This is a genomic window from Ruegeria lacuscaerulensis (genome assembly GCF_013034745.1).
GTDB classification, from domain to species: domain Bacteria; phylum Pseudomonadota; class Alphaproteobacteria; order Rhodobacterales; family Rhodobacteraceae; genus Ruegeria; species Ruegeria lacuscaerulensis_B.
The window spans coordinates 14103-31226 of record NZ_WQGP01000018.1; the positions used below are offsets into that span (position 1 = coordinate 14103).

Genomic DNA, 17124 nt, shown 5'->3' on the forward strand with positions numbered 1-17124 from the left:
TCTGCATTTCATGCAGGTCAGGCGGTTGGGCCGGGCAGTTCGCTGACGCGAACTGTGGTTGCGCTTGATTGGGTGGTGATTCTCGATGGGCGAATCAAGTTGTGCGGAAAACCGCACAGAAGGGGTTTGGGCTTGTGCGAAATTTCGCACGTCGCTCAAGGATAGCAGCCAAAGATCTGTTCGCGTGGCTTGTAATTAACTGTTAATTAACAAAAAAATACAATCAACCGGCATTCAGAACAAAAAGTTGAGCGGTAAGAGGCGATTCGGTTCACTGACCGGCATGAGGCGCTCGTCGAGCGTCTGGGAGAAGTTTTGTGAAGTCTGGGAGGATAGGACAGATGAAATTCCTGACAACAGCCGCAACCGCACTGGCGCTGACCGTGACCGCGACCGCTGGGATGGCGGCGTGTGACGACGGCGAGATCGTGGTGAAGTTTGCGCATGTGACCAACACCGACAAGCACCCCAAGGGGATTGCTGCATCGTTGCTGGAGCAGCGTGTCAATGACGAGATGAACGGCGTTATGTGCATGGAGGTGTTCCCGAACTCGACCCTCTATAATGACGACAAGGTGCTGGAGGCGATGCTGCAGGGCGACGTCCAACTGGCCGCGCCGTCGCTGTCGAAGTTTGAAAAGTTCACCAAGCAGTTCCGTCTGTTCGACCTGCCGTTCATGTTCAAGAACATTGATGCGGTGGACGCATTCCAAGCCTCGGCTGACGGTCAAGCGATGAAGGACAGCATGCAGCGCCGTGGCCTGCAGGGGCTGGCATTTTGGCACAACGGCATGAAGCAAATGTCGGCGAACAAACCTTTGGTTGATCCTTCCGATGCGGATGGTCTGAAGTTCCGTGTTCAGTCTTCGGACGTGCTGGTCGCGCAGATGGAAGCCATTGGTGGCAGCCCGCAGAAAATGGCGTTCTCGGAAGTCTATGGCGCGTTGCAGCAGGGCGTTGTGGACGGGCAGGAGAACACCTGGTCGAACATCTACGGCAAGAAGTTCTTCGAAGTTCAGGACGGTATTACCGAGACCAACCACGGCATCATCGACTACTTGGTTGTGACTTCGGTTGACTGGCTGGACAGCTTGGACCCCGAAGTGCGCGATCAGTTCCTGACGATCCTGAGTGAAGTCACCGAGACGCGGAACAAAGAAGCCTTTGCGGTGAACGAAGCGGCCAAGCAGTCGGTGATCGACGCCGGCGGCACCATTCGTGAGCTGAACGCCGACCAGCGTCAGGCTTGGGTCGATGCGATGAAGCCTGTCTGGGACAAGTTCGCTGGCGATGTGGGTCAGGACAAGATCGACGCTGCACAGGCGATCAACGCCGGATTTTAATCCGATCAGTCCGCGCGTCGGGGGACTGGGGAGTTATCGATGCGCGGGCCGGGCGGGCTGAAACAGGCCCGCCCCAATTATTCTCATCACACAAAATGCGGGGACAATGAGATGTCTGGTGCGAAACCCGGCTCTGGCGGGCTGATCGACCATATCGAAGAGACGATGATCGCGCTGTTGTTGGGGGTGATGACCGTCGTCACCTTCGCCAACGTCATCGCGCGGTTCGTCTTTAATTCTAACATCCTGTGGGCGCTGGAACTGACAGTGTTCACCTTTGGCTGGTTGGTGCTGTTGGGGGCGTCCTATGCAGTGAAGAAACACGCGCATCTGGGCGTGGATGCGATCCTGAATATGCTGGCACCGGCGCCGCGACGCATCCTGGCCCTAATTGCGGTGGCGTGCTGTCTGGTCTTCTCGTTGCTGCTGCTAAAGGGGTCTTATGACTATTGGGCCGTCTTCGCGGATCTGCCGCCGACCTCAGGCCGGTGGTTCCCGACCGGGTTCGATACCGGTGCGCGCAGCCAGAGCTTTTACGAGGTTGACGACATCCCAATGGTCGCGCCGCTGCGGTTTTTGGAAGACATGATCAACTATGGCGAGGGCTATGAAAAGCTGCCCAAGGTGATCCCGTATCTGGTGTTGCCGGTGTCGATGATCCTGCTGGTGATCCGCTTTTCTCAGGTTGCAGTACAAATCTGGCGCGGCGAAACCGACCGCCTTGTCGCCAGCCACGAAGTCGAGGACGAGATCGAAGAAGTCCGCGCACAACAAGGGGTGCATGACTGATGGACGTCGTTCTTCTTTTCTCAATGGTCATTGGCCTGCTGTTGATCGGTGTTCCGATTGCGGTGGCGCTTGGCCTTAGCTCGACCCTGTTCCTGCTGATCTATTCTGACAGTTCTTTGGCCTCGGTCGCAGGCACGCTGTTCGAGGCCTTCGAGGGGCATTTCACCCTGCTAGCAATCCCGTTCTTCATTCTGGCGTCGTCTTTCATGACAACGGGCGGTGTGGCGCGGCGGATCATACGCTTCTCGATTGCCTGTGTTGGGCATTTGCCTGGTGGTCTGGCGATTGCGGGCGTGTTTGCTTGTATGCTGTTCGCGGCACTGTCGGGGTCGTCCCCGGCGACCGTTGTGGCCATCGGTTCGATCGTGATCGCAGGGATGCGTCAGGTGGGGTATTCCAAGGAATTCGCCGCTGGTGTGATCTGTAACGCGGGTACGCTGGGCATCCTGATCCCGCCGTCGATCGTGATGGTTGTCTATGCAGCCGCCGTCGAGGTCTCGGTCGGGCGCATGTTCCTTGCAGGGGTCATTCCGGGCCTGATGGCAGGTCTGATGCTGATGATCACCATCTATGTCATGGCCAAGGTCAAGAACCTGCCCAAAGGTGAGTGGAAAGGATGGGGCGAGATCTTTGCCTCGGCGCGCGAGGCCGGATGGGGCCTTTTCCTGATCGTCATCATTCTGGGTGGTATTTATGGCGGTATCTTTACTCCGACCGAAGCCGCGGCCGTGGCCGCCGTCTATGCCTTCCTGATTGCCAGCTTCGTCTACAAGGACATGGGCCCGCTCAGCACGGAAGAAGGGCAACCCAATCTGCCGCTGATCAAAAAGCCCTATGCGCTGGTGACGGCCTTTTTCCACCCCGATACCAAGCATACGCTGTTCGAGGCAGGCAAGCTGACCGTCACGCTGCTGTTCGTGATCGCCAACGCGCTGATCCTGAAACATGTGCTGACCGACGAGCAGGTGCCGCAACACATCGCCAGTGCCATGCTGTCGGCGGGTCTGGGACCTGTGACCTTCTTGATCGTGGTGAACGTGATCCTGCTGATCGGCGGTCAGTTCATGGAGCCTTCGGGCCTGCTGGTCATCGTGGCACCTCTGGTGTTCCCGATTGCGATTGAACTGGGCATCGACCCGATCCATCTGGGCATCATCATGGTGGTCAACATGGAGATTGGGATGATTACACCTCCGGTCGGGCTGAACCTGTTCGTGACCTCGGGCGTGGCCGGAATGCCGATGATGAGCGTCGTGAAGGCGGCGCTGCCCTTCCTGGCGGTTCTGTTCGTCTTCCTGATCATGGTCACGTATATCCCATGGATATCGACCTTCTTGCCCAACACTTTCATGGGGCCAGAGATCATAACGAACTAGCCGTGAACCACATGAAAGCCGGGCCCCAGAGGCCCGGCTTTTTCCTTTGCGCCCCTCTTGACCAATTGCGGATCATGCCCATCTGGAGGGCAGAGGACGACCTCACCACTTTGGTTGATCATTCGGGACGACCCGAACGGATATGAGGTGCCTCTATGCCCTGGATTTTTCTGCTATTCGCCGGTTTGTTGGAAATCGTCTGGGCCGTTGCGATGAAGCAATCGGTTGGTTTCACCCGGCTTTGGCCGACCGCGCTGATGGGCGTGTCGATGATAGGGTCTTTTGGCTTGCTGGCACTGGCTATGCGGGATTTGCCACTCGGCACGGCCTATACGATCTGGACCGGGATCGGTGCGGTTGGAGCGTTCATGATCGGCGTCATGTTTCTAGGCGAGGCCTTGACAGCCCCGCGCTTGATTGCAGCGGCCCTGATTTTGGCCGGTTTGGTAACTATGAAACTGGCGTGACGCTCAGGCGTTTTGCAGCGCGTCGATGATGCCCGCGAAATCCTGCGCTTTCAGGCTGGCCCCGCCGACTAATGCCCCGTCCACGTTGGACACGGCAAAGATGTCTGCGGCATTGCCGGGTTTGACCGACCCGCCATAAAGTAGCCTGACCGAGCGGCCCACGCCCTCGCCAAAGCGACGTTCCAGACGGGTTCGGATAAAGTCGTGGACCTCTCCGATTTCGTCGAGGGTGGGGACCTTGCCCGTGCCGATGGCCCAGATGGGTTCATAGGCTACGATCAAGTTCTCACCGGTTGACTGATCAGGGATCGAGCCCGACATCTGACCACCGATGATATCCAGCGTGTTGGCTGCTTCGCGCTGTTCCAGGCTTTCACCGACACAGATGATGGCTTTCAACCCAGCGTCCATGGCAGCACGGGCCTTAGCACGGATGTCTTCATTTTGCTCGCCGTGATCCTCTCGCCGTTCAGAGTGGCCCAGAATGACCGCGGACGCCCCGGCATCGAGCAGCATTCCGGCGCTGATATCACCGGTATGGGCGCCAGAGGTGTTTGCATGGCAATCCTGACCGCCAACCTGAATATCTGTGGCCTGCACGGTGCTGGCCGCGCGGTGCAGCAGGGTTGCGGGCGGGCAGATCAGCACATCGACCGTGGGGGACGGATACATGCGGGCGAGGGTGCTCAACTCCTCTAGCTCGGCCGACATCCCATTCATTTTCCAGTTACCAGCCGCCAGCTTGCGCCGCATCGCACACACTCCCACAAGAATTTTTGTTTGTGTTTCGGATAACACCCGCCGGGGGTCGTGACAATTCCGGTTGCAGACCATCGCAGAAATCGACAGAACTCGCGCGAGCGAATGAGGCAGAGATGATCGACACACTGGATCTTGCGAAATTGGACGCCCGTGATGTGGCGGAACTGGCCAGATTGCGGCGCGCCGTTAGCGACGTTGGGTTTCTGCGCGTCTCCAACACTGGATTGGACAAGGCGAGGATCGAAGCCGTCCTAGCAGCTTACAAAGCGTTTTTCCGCCTGCCCGAGGCGCAAAAAAGCCGCGTCGACATGGCGAAGACCGGGGCAAATCGGGGCTGGGGTGCGCCGCAATCCGAACAAGTCGATCCCGATGCAAACCCGGACTACAAAGAGGTGTTCGATTGCGGTTTCGAACTGCCCGAGGACAGTGCCTATGCAGACCGGGGCCTGAGCGTTTACGCCCCGAACCAATGGCCCGACGCGCCGTCTGGTTTTCAGCACATGGTCCAAGGCTACTATGATGACGGCTGTGCCGTTGCGATGCGTATCTTGCGTGCGATTGCCGTTGCTTTGGGCCGCGATGCGGGCAGCATTGATGCGGCGTTTGACACGCCGATGGCTTTGCTGCGCGGCAACTTCTACCCTCAGCGTCCCGTTTGGGCGGGGGCGCGTGATTTTGGGATCGGCGCGCACACGGATTATGGCTGCCTGACCTTGCTGGCGACCGACGGCACACCGGGACTTGAGGCGCAATTGCCGGATGGAAGTTGGGCCGAGGTCCAAGCCGCCCCCGGCACCTTCGTGATAAACTTCGGGGAAATGCTGGAGTTCTGGACCGCAGGGCAGGTCAAAGCGACCATGCACAGGGTCGTCGGAGGAGCGGATGAACGGGTTTCGGTGCCGCTGTTTTTTAACCCGTCCTATGACACCAACGTTGCGCCACCTGAGTCGGACCAAGTGATTTCAGCCGGAGAACACCTGACCCGGCGGTTCAACGAGACGTACGTCCACCTGAAAACGGCGTCCTAATTCTGCGCTGACAGGGTTTCGTCGAACTTGATCGACTCGCCGCAGCCGCAGGCATCGACCACGTTGGGGTTGCGGAATTTGAAACCGGATTCCAGTAACGAGACTTCATAGTCGATTTCGGTCCCGAACAGGAACATTTGCGCCATTGGGGCGATCATCACCCGTGCGCCTTCCTGTTCGACCACCTCATCATTGGTGTCGGCCTCATCCACATAATCCATGGTGTATTCCATGCCTGCGCAGCCACCTTTCTTGACGCCAATGCGCAGTCCCGCGTGCCCGCCCGATTCCATCAGGCGTACAATCTGGGCCGCAGCCTTTGGGGTCATGGTCACGGCCTGTTTGCCGGGAATGCCAAACATTTTCGTCTCCGTCGTCGCGCGTTGTTTATAACTTAGTCCTCTGGTGGGGCAGTCTCAAGACATAGCAGACGTTCTTACCTAAGTTTTCCACTCAGGTAGGCACACATGCAACCTACGCTTGCCTAACGCTGCACCTTCGTCCTAGCCTTGCACGCAGTAGAGCAGAGAACACTGCAGGTAGGATAACAGGATGAATTCTTCGCTAAAACTTAGTGGAATAAAAGCGGTGCCGTTAATTGCCCTCGCGGCGTTTGCTGGTGCTGCTGCGGCTCAAACCGATGAAAAGCGGCATCCGGTGAATTGCGCCACTGCGCCAGGGGATTTGCGCGCCATCGCGGCTGAGAAAAAACACGCTCAAGATCAACAGGTTGCAAGCGTTGTTTCAATCCTTCCAGCCGGTGCGCTGCTGGGCCTTATCACCGGGACCGAGAAGAAACATTTGTCGATGCTCTCTGGTGATTACGTCAAAGCGCTGGACGCGCGGGCGGAAGAAATTAAGTCCACCTGCGGTATCAAATAAAAAACCGCCCCGGTGATTGAGGGCGGTTTAGTCATCGACAGCTGGTTTGCTTACATGAAGCCCAATTCCAGACGGGCCTCGTCGGACATCATCTCCATGCCCCAGGGCGGTTCCCATGTCAGTTCTACGTCCACTTCCTTGACACCGGCCACCGGTTCGACAGCTTCGACAATCCAGCCCGGCATTTCGCCCGCGACAGGGCAGCCTGGCGCGGTCAGGGTCATGATGACCTTAACGGCGTTTTCGGGCGTGATGTCGATGGTGTAGATCAGGCCCAGATCATAAATATTGACCGGAATCTCAGGGTCATAGACGGAACGGCACGCCTCGACCACCGCTTCATACAAGGGGTGCTCAATCGTGGAAGGCGCAATCAGCGGGGTGCCTTCGAACTGTTCACTCGGGTGGGTCATTCGTGCCTCGGGTCTGTTTCCTGAGCTTTTATATAGGGAAAGCCACGGGCAGCGTCCAGTGGTGCCGTGGCGCCCTTATTGGGCGCCGAGCGATTCATTCGTTTATATCATGCCGGAAGGTCTTCACCTGACCATGGGGCAGGGCGAACATCCGCCGCAACACCAGCCACGCCACCAAGGACAAAGCTGCAAAGATCAGCAGCAAAACCGGCAGGGACGGTGCGACCCCGGGAATGACCAGCAACAGCCCAGTGATCGCCGCGCCGATTGCGAAGCCCAGAAAGATGAACCCCGGCAGCACAATCTCGAGGATGCCGAGGGCCAAAGCCCCCGCCAACCAAATCCACCATGTCAACCAGAACGGATCGGCCATTACCGGCCTCCTTTCAACATTTTGAAGGCATCGCCAAACGCCTCGAGCGCATTCGCGGGCACCACGATGGTTTGTGAGCCATTGCCTGCGCCAAGTGCGTTCAGGGCCTCGACCTGTTTCAATGCGACCTGATACTGAGCGGCCTCGATCCCGTTATCCTGAATAGCTTTGGCGACCACGCCCGTTGCATAGGCTTCGGCCTCGGCCTCAATACGGCGGGCTTTGGCGGTTTGTTCAGCCGCATATAGCTCGGCATCGGCGTTCAGTTCAACGGCGCGTTTCTGACCCTCGGCCTCAGTCACTTGCGCGCGACGGGCGCGTTCGGCGTTCAGCTGCTGCAACATTGCGTCGCGGGTGGCCTGATCCAGGTTAACGTCTAAAATCTCGGCCCGAGTCACCTCGATACCCCAGTCATCCACGGCGGTTTCCACGCTTTCCTGAATACGGGTAATCAGCTGCGCACGGTTCGACTGTACCTCATCCAGGTCCATTTTGCCGATCTCGGCGCGGACGATACCGGCCACGGTGGTGGCAATCGCGCCATCTACGTCACGGATACGATAGACCGTCTTTTCCGGTTCAAGAATGCGGTAAAAGACCGAGGTGTCGATCTGCACCAGCACGTTGTCTTTAGTGATCGCGTCCTGAGTCGCGTTGGGCAACTGACGCTCCAGAATGGATATTTTGTGGCGTGCAACGTCCAGAAACGGAACGATAAAGTTGATCCCCGGTCCAAGGACCGAGTGAAGGCGCCCGAACCGTTCAATCACGAACTTCTCGGATTGAGGCACAATCTTTATGCCCTTGAAAATGACGACGACGATCAGCGCCGCGCCCAGCAGGAAAATGATGTTGGATGAAATCAATCCAATAATCTGTTCTTCCATATAACTGTCCTCTCGGTATTGTGTACTATAGTATACATTTGGGGATTGACTCGCCCAATTTCAACTCAGCTATCCCGAGAAGGGGCGCGGAATCAAATCATTGAATAAGCTGACAAGGGGGGCGGAGGCCTGTCTGTGACCACTTTGCATCCCTTGCCGATTGCGCTATCGGGCAGACATGAAACTGATTATAGACACTGACCCCGGCATTGATGACGCAATGGCCATCGCCTATGCGGCTGCCGCCCCCGAGATTGAGCTGATTGGCCTGACCACGGTTTTCGGCAACACCCATGTGCATCAATCCAGCCGGAACGCGCGGTTTTTGTTGGATAAACTGGGCATAAACGCCCCGGTCGCAGAAGGCGCACCCGTGGCGCAGGGGGCGGACACACATGCGCCGTCTGAGCATGTTCATGGGCCTGAGGGGTTTGGAGATGTCACCGACATCCCTCAGATCGGGAGCAATCACAGCCTGTCCGCTGCCGAATACCTGGTTGAAATGGCCCGCGTGCATAAGGGCGAACTGGTGGTCTGCGCCGTCGGTCCCTTAACTAATATCGCCGCTGCCCTGCGTCTGGACCCGGAATTTGCCCAGAACATCGCCCGCTTGGTCATCATGGGCGGTGCTGTTTATTGCCCTGGTAACATTACCCCGCATGCCGAGGCGAATATCTACCATGACCCTCTTGCCGCCGATGAGGTTTTTGCCAACCCTCCTACGACGGTGGTTGTTGGCTTGGATGTGACGCTCAGGACCCTCTACGAAGGGGCCGATTTTAACGGCCTCGCGGAACAATCCGCAGATATGGGTGGGTTCCTGCGCGATATCTCGAAGTTTTATCTGAAGTTCTACAAGGATGTTGGTGGGCTTGAGGGTTGCGGGCTGCACGATTCGACAGCTGTGATCGCCTGTACCCATGCGGACATGTTCACAATGGTGGAAACCGGGTTGCAGGTTGTTGCGGACGGCCCCGAGATTGGCCTGACCCGCCCTGATCCTTCGCGTCCCGTCGTGCACGTGTGCTGCGATGTCGACGGGGCAGGGGTGGTCGATCTCTTTACCCAACGGGTCGCTTCATTGCCCTGACGGGTTGCAAAGGACGGGCAGATCGGGCAAATCCCGCCCGGTTCAGCGACCCCGAGGCCCCCTATGACCGAACGTTTTTCTTTTGACCTGAAAGCCACCGACGGAAAGGCGAGAGCCGGCGTGATCCGCACACCGCGCGGCGAGGTTCGAACGCCCGCTTTTATGCCTGTCGGAACGGCGGCGACGGTCAAGGCGATGATGCCCGAAAGCGTGCGCGCAACCGGGGCCGATATCCTGTTGGGCAACACCTATCACTTGATGCTGCGCCCGACGGCAGAGCGGATTGACCGTCTGGGTGGGTTGCACAAGTTCATGAACTGGGAACGTCCGATCCTGACAGACTCGGGAGGGTTTCAGGTTATGTCCTTGGCCGGGCTTCGAAAACTGACCGAAAAGGGCGTGACCTTCAAATCGCATATCGACGGCTCCAAGCATGAGCTGACGCCGGAGCGGTCGATGGAAATCCAACGCCTGCTGGGTTCGGATATCGTCATGTGTTTCGACGAGTGTCCGGCCTTGCCTGCGGACCGGGACCGGATTGCTGAATCGATGCGACTGTCGATGCGATGGGCGCACAGGTCGCGCGATGCGTTCGGCGACCGTCCGAGCCACGCTTTGTTTGGTATTCAGCAAGGTGGACTAGAACACGATTTCCGCGAAGAATCCGCCGAAGCCTTAAAAGAGATCGGGTTCGAAGGCTATGCGGTCGGCGGACTGGCCGTCGGCGAAGGCCAAGAGGCCATGTTCAGCGTTCTGGATTTCGCGCCTGATATGCTGCCCACCGACAAGCCACGCTATCTGATGGGAGTGGGCAAGCCCGACGACATCGTAGGCGCCGTTGCGCGTGGCATCGACATGATGGATTGTGTTTTGCCTTCGCGTTCAGGGCGCACAGGGCAGGTTTTCACCCGCTATGGCGTGGTCAATATTAAAAACGCCCGCCATGCGGATGACCCGCGCCCGCTGGATGAGCAGTGTACCTGTCCGGCCTGTTCAAACTACTCCCGCGCCTATTTGCACCATGTATTCCGCGCGAACGAGATGATCTCGGGGATGCTGCTGACCTGGCACAACCTGCACTATTTTCAGGAAATCATGCAGGGAATGCGCGGCGCGATTGCGGCGGGAACCTTTGAGGCATGGCAAAATCAATTCCATGCCCAACGCGCACAGGGCGATATCGAACCGATGTGAAATAAGCGGTTTAGGTCGTTTGTCTATCGCCGAAACGGCCAAAACTTCTTCTTTGGCTGTTCGTTGAAGTCCCAACCAAAACCTTCGAAAAACTCTCTAACTTCAGAAGTCAACATTCCACGCCCACTGGCGTACTGAGGTAGATCGAACCCACCACCATAGTTCAATTCGACGACGACCGGCCCACTTTCAGTTATCGAGATATCCGTTGACTGGTAGCGAATAGGTGCAAAGGTTCTGGCTGCGCGCTCATTAACTTCAACCAATTCGCGCCAGAATGGGAGTTGCAACCCCATCAGTCCTTTGACTTCTGGATGATCGTCCAGAAATTCGACTTCCTTGTCCGCCCGCCGCGCTACCGTTTCTATTTTACCAGTTTCTACATTAACTGAGCACGCAATGTTCCCGGGTCTCCAGAATGCGTCGGCAATGTTATCTCCTTGAGGAATCTTAATAATCGCCATAGGGCAATAGACGTCGTTTTCTCGTACAAGATTGACCATGCGGACTGTTGCGAGAGCTGATGCATATTGGGAAATGTCCGGATGATTTTGAATGACAGACTGCAGCACATAAGAGTTATCGCCGACGATCTCGGCTAAAAATGTTTCGTATGAAACCGGGTCTCGTCCTTCACATACGATGGTTGTTTCATTTGCATCTTTTACCAAAAAAGCACCAAAACTCACCATGCCCTCAGTGATCTTACCGAACAGTCCTGAACCAAGGTTCTCAACTAGAACATCCCGCAATTGCTCTGCCGTTGCTATGGTCCTCAACCTTGGGTAGATTCTGTTGGATTTATCTATGACAGCCAAAGTTTTAGGAACTGGAACACCGGCAGCCTCAAGTAGTGTGTAAGCTACAACTTTGTCTTCAGCAGTGGCACTCCACCCATTGTGGTTACACTTGTGGGTAATTGGCCAGTGAAGGTCATTCGAGATAAAGGCCGCACGTTCCGAATCGGTATAGCGATCTATGTGGTGAAGACCATTTCGCACATACTCGACCATGTTCAACCGTCCGGGTACCTTTGACACTTTGTTGAAGTCGAGCTGAGTTTTCATGACTGATCGTCCTGAGCTCTTTGCAGCATAAGCCAAGAGCTCCACATATTCGGAGTCTCGAACCTCTAGATAGTGCTTGTGGTCGTCTTCTGCTGCGGAGATTTTTTTTTGCGTGCTCATGCCAGAATGTCTCGTTTTTGAAGTGCGGGAGTTGTGCTTCACGATAAATCGTTTTCCCAATATTTTGAGTGAGTTCAAAAAAATGTTGTTTAGCTGTTGTTTGAAGCCCACGATGTGGCATTACAACGTACTTGCACCAATCGATGAAACTGTTCCGAATGCGTTTTTCTAGCCTTGTAGTGGTATAGTCTTCAGGCCATTGTACTAGACGCAAAGGTAAGGTTGAAAAGAGGGGTCTATAACCCCACCTTAACCATCCAAGCAGGAGATGGCCGAGTGTTGCCTGACACAGGGACCGGAGCCGTCTTGCCAATGATAAGGATAGAGCATGCAAGAGCCTCTGAATTCCTCGTACCCAGTACTGCCGTTGCGCGACATCGTGGTGTTTCCACATATGATCGTGCCGCTGTTCGTGGGACGGGAAAAATCCGTCCGCGCGCTGGAAGAAGTGATGCAGGACGACAAGCAGATTCTGCTGTCCAGCCAGATTGATCCGGGTGAGGACGATCCCGCAATCGACGGGATTTACCGGTCGGGCGTACTGGCAAATGTGCTGCAACTGCTGAAACTGCCCGATGGCACTGTCAAAGTGCTGGTCGAAGGGCAGGCGCGCGTGCAGATCACCGATTTTCTGGAAAATGACGATTTTTTCGAGGCCCGCGCTGAATATCTGACCGAAATTCCGGGCGACGTGACGACGACCGAGGCGCTGCTGCGCACCGTCGCAGATGAGTTCGAGCGTTACGCCAAAGTCCGCAAGAACATCCCCGAAGAAGCGCTGACTGCCGTTGGTGAAACCACCGAACCTGCCAAGCTGGCCGACCTGGTTTCGGGCCATCTTGGCATCGAGGTTGAGCAAAAGCAGGAACTGCTTGAGACGCTCTCGGTTAGTGAGCGGCTGGAAAAGGTCTATGGCCTCATGCAGGGCGAGATGTCGGTTCTGCAGGTCGAGAAAAAGATCAAGACCCGCGTCAAATCCCAGATGGAGAAGACGCAGCGCGAGTACTACCTGAATGAGCAAATGAAGGCCATTCAGAAGGAACTTGGCGATGGTGAGGACGGCGGCAACGAAGTTGCTGAACTGGAAGAGAAAATCGCCGAGACCAAGCTGTCGAAAGAAGCGCGCGAAAAGGCCGAGGGTGAGCTGAAGAAGCTCAAGAATATGTCACCCATGTCGGCCGAGGCCACCGTTGTGCGCAACTATCTGGACTGGATTCTGTCGCTGCCGTGGGGCACCAAATCCCGCGTCAAAAAGGATCTGGGCCGTGCCCAGGACATTTTGGATGCCGATCACTATGGGCTTGAGAAGGTCAAGGAACGGATCGTCGAGTATCTGGCGGTTCAACAGCGCTCGAAAAAGCTGAAAGGCCCGATCCTGTGCCTTGTCGGCCCTCCGGGTGTGGGTAAAACCTCGCTGGGTAAGTCGGTTGCCAAAGCCACGGGGCGCGAGTTCATTCGCATCTCGTTGGGTGGCGTGCGTGACGAATCTGAGATCCGGGGCCACCGTCGGACCTATATCGGTTCGATGCCCGGCAAGATCATCCAGTCGCTGAAAAAGGCAAAGACCACGAACCCGCTGATTTTGCTCGATGAGATCGACAAGATGGGGCAGGATTTCCGTGGCGACCCGGCTTCGGCCATGCTTGAAGTGCTGGACCCGGAACAGAACAGTACGTTCATGGACCACTACTTGGAGGTCGAATATGACCTGTCCAACGTGATGTTTCTAACCACGTCGAACAGCTATAATATGCCCGGGCCTCTGCTGGACCGGATGGAGATCATCCCGCTGGCTGGCTATACCGAGGAAGAGAAATCCGAGATAGCCAAGCAGCACCTGATCAGCAAGCAGGTTAAAAACCATGGCCTCAAGGCCAAGGAATTTGAGCTGACCGATGATGCGCTGCAATCCATCATCCGCACCTATACCCGGGAAGCGGGCGTGCGGAACTTGGAACGAGAGATCGCCAAGGTTGCCCGGAAATCGCTGACCAAGATCATTAAGAAAGAGGCCGAGTCGGTCACGGTGACGCCCGACAATCTGGATGATTTCCTGGGCGTGCCCAAATACCGCTATGGTCTGGCCGAACAGGACGATCAGGTCGGTGTTGTGACTGGTCTGGCTTATACCTCGGTCGGGGGCGATCTGCTGCATATTGAAGCGCTGAAACTGCCCGGCAAGGGGCGGATGAAGACCACCGGTAAGCTGGGCGATGTGATGAAGGAATCCATCGACGCGGCATCGTCCTATGTGCGGTCAATCTCGCCTCAGATCGGGGTGAAGCCGACGAAATTCGACACGCTGGACATTCACGTCCACGTTCCGGATGGCGCAACGCCAAAGGATGGCCCTTCGGCCGGTCTGGCGATGGTGACTTCGATCGTGTCGGTGCTGACCGGTATTCCGGTTCGCAAGGATATCGCCATGACGGGCGAGGTTTCGCTGCGCGGCAACGCGATGCCGATCGGTGGGCTCAAGGAAAAACTGCTGGCGGCCCTGCGTGGTGGCATCAAGACTGTCCTGATCCCCGAGGAAAATGAAAAGGATCTGGCCGACATCCCGGATAACGTGAAGGAAGGGCTGGAGATCATCCCGGTCACGCATGTGTCCGAGGTTCTGAAGCAGGCGCTGATTAGCGAGCCTGAACCCATCGAATGGGACGAAGCAGCCGAGGAGGCCGCCGCCGCGGCTGCGAAAGCCGCGGAAAGTTCGGCAGCGTCTGCCAGAACGCACTGAGTTCGGATTGAATGATCAAAATGGGCGGGGTTTCAACCTCGCCCTTTTTCATGCGACTACCCAAAGAACTGGGACGCAAGGAACCACCAAGTTTTAGGGGAAAATGGTGGGTGATAAGAGATTTGAACTCCTGACATCTTCGATATGTAATCGCCTATCAAGACCTAGTAGTTAGGGAAGCCCATACCCAATAACATCAAAGGGTTATGTCTGTCACAACTTGACCCTCCATACATCCAATACTAGATGTTGTGGTACATAAACCCACACAGGACAATTTGCCTTCCTTGAGATGAGTCAAAAGGAAAAAGGTCAGCGAAACCAAAACTCAACACCTCTTTTTTTGTGGAAAGCCGACACTGACTAGCGGACGTTTGGTTGCGAAGATGGTTGATGAAGATCAGCCTGAAACTGGTGTCCGCACACTTCTATCGTGATCTTCAACAAAGTTAGTTGGTAAGCCTTCAACATTTAGGACAGTCTCGCCCTCTCAACGACATGCACGCTAGTCGGGTGTACACAGCAATTGTGGTCTGATTGGCGTTGCTCGAGTAACGGCTATGGCATTCAGTTTTCCAGACGTTTGGTGCCTGAAAAAGTGTGTGTTCGGATATTGAGCCTATAAAGGAGGAAGTTTCCCTAAATCTTTCCTCTCTTTTTGAAACCGCCCAATACGGAAAATGTATGCGCAAAACAAACAACGACGTAACACGTCTACTTCGACACACATTCAACAAAGCCCGGTTTGCTTCGTTAGATCGGTCTACGGTAACCGAAGCATCGAAGAACTTTGTATCCGAGTTGATAAACCGAACTATTGCTTACGAAGCACAATACCACCCCCGAAAACGTGCCAGACGACAGAACGACTTGGACAACTTCAAATTGGCAGTTGGAGCGTTGGCTGCCGATCTAATCAAGCACAGCGCGAATGAGGCCGCCAAAGGCTACATGTATCGACCATCCGACAAAGACGAACTTGCACAGACCTTGGTGAGTAGTGATGCCTTTATCAAGCTTCGAACCTACTGGATGGGAATGGGGCTGATGGAAGAAACTGGCTTTGTGCATTTCCGAGCTTCGATTGACGACAGTGACCAAAACACAACGTACAAAAAAGCGCGGAGGTTCAGAGCCACACCAGCTCTGTTGGAACTGGCCCAGAGCTACCAACTCACAGCGGCCAACGTCACCGAGCACTTTGAACGCTGTCACAGTCACGCCAGTGTCTTGCAGGTACGCAGTACCAAAGACGGCGACTACAATTTCCCAAAAGGTGGCAAGCTCATCAAGCAGAGTGGCCCCAGATTTCAGGAGCGCAGAACCGAAGTAGAGACCCTGAACAGGTATCTCGCCCGTCACAAGTTTAACCTATCAGATCAACCAATGTTGCGACGTATCTTCAATTGCGGTGACCGGAAAGGGTTCGACTTCAATCTCGGGGGCCGTTTCTATTGTGCCTCTGACGACGATTGGATGCAGATGCCGAAGGAAAAACGGAAAGCCATTATGATTGATGGTGAACCAACGTGTGAAATTGATGTTTCTTCCAGTCAGCTATCCATTCTGTACGCAATCCAAGGTGAGACCCTCGCCTATGATCCCGATCCTTATCAGATCGACGGGATATCGAGAGAGGTCACAAAACGGATCATTGTCGCCTCTATCGGGCGGGGGAAACCCCCATCCCGCTGGCCGAGGTCTTTCAACGACGACTTCATTTCCGAACATGGCTACCACCCTAGGGATCGGTACAAGCTGAAGGACGTGGTTTCGTCGATCTTGGCCCGACACCCGGTTTTGTCCAGTCTCGAACCCGAAAAACTGGATTGGGCTATTTTGCAGTTTGAAGAAGCAGAGTGTTTTCTAAAAGCAATGCAGTGCCTCTATGAGTTGCAAGACATACCGTCCCTTCCGGTTCATGACAGTCTGATCGTGAAGCAACGGGATCATGAATTGGCGTCAACTGTGCTGAAGGATGAGTATAAAGAACGGTTGGGCTTCATCCCTCAAGTGAAGATGACCTTGGACAGTGGTTTTGCCATGGCCGCCTAAGGGCTATTTGAGGCTACCTTATGTAGTCCACTAGGTAAGGTACTTTATTGGGAGGGGGTACTATCCCCCTTATTGCAAGTCATCCGACACGTTGTCCTATAAGAAGTATCTTAGGCATTACTCTGAAGCGTAAGGACAGAAATGCTGTCACTGAGAACTTCGGGTTGCCTGAGCGTGTCTGGGACCTGAGCCCATCGGAATGACTAAAAAGCGGACGAAACTGACATCGCTTCAGCCGAACAAGCGTTCTCCGCCTAAGTGCTCTAGACTAATCGTTCGATATATGGCGCAATTCTGATGCTCAAGAACTTCGGTCTTTGGTGACACTGACTGACATACATCTTTGAAACTGCTAAGCGGTGTGACAACGTTTTGCTATACTGCAAAACTGTGTGCTACTTTGCAGGCTTCAACCATGAATTTTATTAGGAGAAGACATGCTAACTAAACTTCTTGTTTCTGCATTTTTCTTGATTATGCCTGCGTTCAGTTTTGCTCAAACAGCTGAGCGCAGCGTGACCATCGAAGCCGATGCGACAGT

At 55.3% G+C, this 17124-nt stretch carries 16 protein-coding genes; 10 read left to right on the top strand and 6 right to left on the bottom strand.

The genetic code is table 11. From position 1 onward, the window contains the following. Positions 1-341: 341 nt before the first annotated feature. The 4 genes from GOV79_RS21795 (at position 342) to GOV79_RS21810 (ending at position 3975) form a co-directional block, all read left to right on the top strand. Entirely contained in the window at positions 342-1343 is a 1002-nt protein-coding gene (locus GOV79_RS21795; RefSeq protein WP_170769618.1) for a DctP family TRAP transporter solute-binding subunit, read from the top strand. A 111-nt stretch (positions 1344-1454) separates the two neighbouring features. Beyond that, entirely contained in the window at positions 1455-2132 is a 678-nt protein-coding gene (locus GOV79_RS21800) for a TRAP transporter small permease (protein ID WP_170769619.1), read from the top strand. Beyond that, entirely contained in the window at positions 2132-3508 is a 1377-nt protein-coding gene (locus GOV79_RS21805) for a TRAP transporter large permease (protein WP_170786590.1), read from the top strand. Before GOV79_RS21800 ends, GOV79_RS21805 begins: the two co-directional genes overlap by 1 nt. 155 nt (positions 3509-3663) lie before the next feature. Beyond that, entirely contained in the window at positions 3664-3975 is a 312-nt protein-coding gene (locus GOV79_RS21810) for a DMT family transporter (protein WP_170791734.1), read from the top strand. Between the two features lie 3 nt (positions 3976-3978). On the opposite strand, the gene tpiA is transcribed toward GOV79_RS21810, so the two are convergent. Then, the gene (tpiA, locus tag GOV79_RS21815) at positions 3979-4728 is read right to left on the bottom strand and encodes a triose-phosphate isomerase (RefSeq protein ID WP_170791735.1); all 750 of its coding nucleotides are present in this window, start codon (positions 4726-4728) and stop codon (positions 3979-3981) included. Positions 4729-4850: 122 nt separating this feature from the next. Between tpiA and GOV79_RS21820 the strand changes: the two genes are divergently transcribed. Further along, positions 4851-5765 carry an isopenicillin N synthase family dioxygenase gene (locus GOV79_RS21820; RefSeq protein ID WP_170791736.1) on the top strand — a complete coding sequence of 305 codons (915 nt, stop codon included), beginning with the start codon at positions 4851-4853 and terminating at the stop codon, positions 5763-5765. Here the strand turns inward: GOV79_RS21820 and GOV79_RS21825 are convergent. Then, positions 5762-6127: a HesB/IscA family protein gene (locus GOV79_RS21825; RefSeq protein ID WP_170791737.1), complete on the bottom strand. Its 366-nt coding sequence runs from the start codon at positions 6125-6127 to the stop codon at positions 5762-5764. The genes GOV79_RS21820 and GOV79_RS21825 overlap by 4 nt on opposite strands. Positions 6128-6317: 190 nt before the next feature. Between GOV79_RS21825 and GOV79_RS21830 the strand changes: the two genes are divergently transcribed. Next, a complete protein-coding gene (locus GOV79_RS21830; RefSeq protein WP_237218091.1) occupies positions 6318-6647 on the top strand; it encodes a hypothetical protein in 330 nt (109 codons plus the stop codon). 50 nt (positions 6648-6697) lie between these two features. Here the strand turns inward: GOV79_RS21830 and GOV79_RS21835 are convergent, their stop codons facing one another. From GOV79_RS21835 to GOV79_RS21845, 3 genes are all read right to left on the bottom strand, one after another. Next, positions 6698-7060 (bottom strand): SUF system Fe-S cluster assembly protein, encoded by a 363-nt coding sequence (locus GOV79_RS21835; protein WP_170769625.1) that lies wholly within the window; start codon positions 7058-7060, stop codon positions 6698-6700. A gap of 94 nt (positions 7061-7154) precedes the next feature. Next, positions 7155-7433, bottom strand: coding sequence for an NfeD family protein (locus GOV79_RS21840; protein ID WP_170769626.1), 279 nt, complete (start codon positions 7431-7433; stop codon positions 7155-7157). Next, on the bottom strand, positions 7433-8320 hold the full coding sequence (locus tag GOV79_RS21845) for an SPFH domain-containing protein (RefSeq protein WP_170791738.1): 888 nt from the start codon (positions 8318-8320) through the stop codon (positions 7433-7435). Before GOV79_RS21845 ends, GOV79_RS21840 begins: the two co-directional genes overlap by 1 nt. 178 nt (positions 8321-8498) lie before the next feature. Between GOV79_RS21845 and GOV79_RS21850 the strand changes: the two genes are divergently transcribed. Both GOV79_RS21850 and tgt read left to right on the top strand, forming a co-directional pair. After that, a complete protein-coding gene (locus tag GOV79_RS21850; protein ID WP_170791739.1) occupies positions 8499-9410 on the top strand; it encodes a nucleoside hydrolase in 912 nt (303 codons plus the stop codon). A gap of 63 nt (positions 9411-9473) precedes the next feature. Beyond that, positions 9474-10604, top strand: a complete 1131-nt coding sequence (gene tgt, locus GOV79_RS21855) for a tRNA guanosine(34) transglycosylase Tgt (protein WP_170791740.1) — start codon at positions 9474-9476, stop codon at positions 10602-10604. A 23-nt stretch (positions 10605-10627) separates the two neighbouring features. Here the strand turns inward: tgt and GOV79_RS21860 are convergent, their stop codons facing one another. Next, entirely contained in the window at positions 10628-11791 is a 1164-nt protein-coding gene (locus GOV79_RS21860; RefSeq protein ID WP_170791741.1) for a sugar-transfer associated ATP-grasp domain-containing protein, read from the bottom strand. Positions 11792-12119: 328 nt separating this feature from the next. Here GOV79_RS21860 and lon point away from each other — a divergent pair, with 328 nt between their 5' ends. Beyond that, a complete protein-coding gene (gene lon, locus GOV79_RS21865; protein ID WP_170791742.1) occupies positions 12120-14528 on the top strand; it encodes an endopeptidase La in 2409 nt (802 codons plus the stop codon). Positions 14529-15398: 870 nt separating this feature from the next. Further along, a complete protein-coding gene (locus tag GOV79_RS21870; RefSeq protein WP_170791743.1) occupies positions 15399-16583 on the top strand; it encodes a hypothetical protein in 1185 nt (394 codons plus the stop codon). Positions 16584-17124 lie beyond the last annotated feature (541 nt).

What these genes read in the sequence shown, in the direction of transcription:
- GOV79_RS21795 (WP_170769618.1), top strand. Translation starts at nt 342, where the DNA reads ATGAAATTCCTGACAACAGCCGCAACCGCACTGGCGCTGACCGTGACC.
- GOV79_RS21800 (WP_170769619.1), top strand. Translation starts at nt 1,455, where the DNA reads ATGTCTGGTGCGAAACCCGGCTCTGGCGGGCTGATCGACCATATCGAA.
- GOV79_RS21805 (WP_170786590.1), top strand. Translation starts at nt 2,132, where the DNA reads ATGGACGTCGTTCTTCTTTTCTCAATGGTCATTGGCCTGCTGTTGATC.
- GOV79_RS21810 (WP_170791734.1), top strand. Translation starts at nt 3,664, where the DNA reads ATGCCCTGGATTTTTCTGCTATTCGCCGGTTTGTTGGAAATCGTCTGG.
- tpiA (WP_170791735.1), bottom strand. Translation starts at nt 4,728, where the DNA reads ATGCGGCGCAAGCTGGCGGCTGGTAACTGGAAAATGAATGGGATGTCG.
- GOV79_RS21820 (WP_170791736.1), top strand. Translation starts at nt 4,851, where the DNA reads ATGATCGACACACTGGATCTTGCGAAATTGGACGCCCGTGATGTGGCG.
- GOV79_RS21825 (WP_170791737.1), bottom strand. Translation starts at nt 6,127, where the DNA reads ATGTTTGGCATTCCCGGCAAACAGGCCGTGACCATGACCCCAAAGGCT.
- GOV79_RS21830 (WP_237218091.1), top strand. Translation starts at nt 6,318, where the DNA reads ATGAATTCTTCGCTAAAACTTAGTGGAATAAAAGCGGTGCCGTTAATT.
- GOV79_RS21835 (WP_170769625.1), bottom strand. Translation starts at nt 7,060, where the DNA reads ATGACCCACCCGAGTGAACAGTTCGAAGGCACCCCGCTGATTGCGCCT.
- GOV79_RS21840 (WP_170769626.1), bottom strand. Translation starts at nt 7,433, where the DNA reads ATGGCCGATCCGTTCTGGTTGACATGGTGGATTTGGTTGGCGGGGGCT.
- GOV79_RS21845 (WP_170791738.1), bottom strand. Translation starts at nt 8,320, where the DNA reads ATGGAAGAACAGATTATTGGATTGATTTCATCCAACATCATTTTCCTG.
- GOV79_RS21850 (WP_170791739.1), top strand. Translation starts at nt 8,499, where the DNA reads ATGAAACTGATTATAGACACTGACCCCGGCATTGATGACGCAATGGCC.
- tgt (WP_170791740.1), top strand. Translation starts at nt 9,474, where the DNA reads ATGACCGAACGTTTTTCTTTTGACCTGAAAGCCACCGACGGAAAGGCG.
- GOV79_RS21860 (WP_170791741.1), bottom strand. Translation starts at nt 11,791, where the DNA reads ATGAGCACGCAAAAAAAAATCTCCGCAGCAGAAGACGACCACAAGCAC.
- lon (WP_170791742.1), top strand. Translation starts at nt 12,120, where the DNA reads ATGCAAGAGCCTCTGAATTCCTCGTACCCAGTACTGCCGTTGCGCGAC.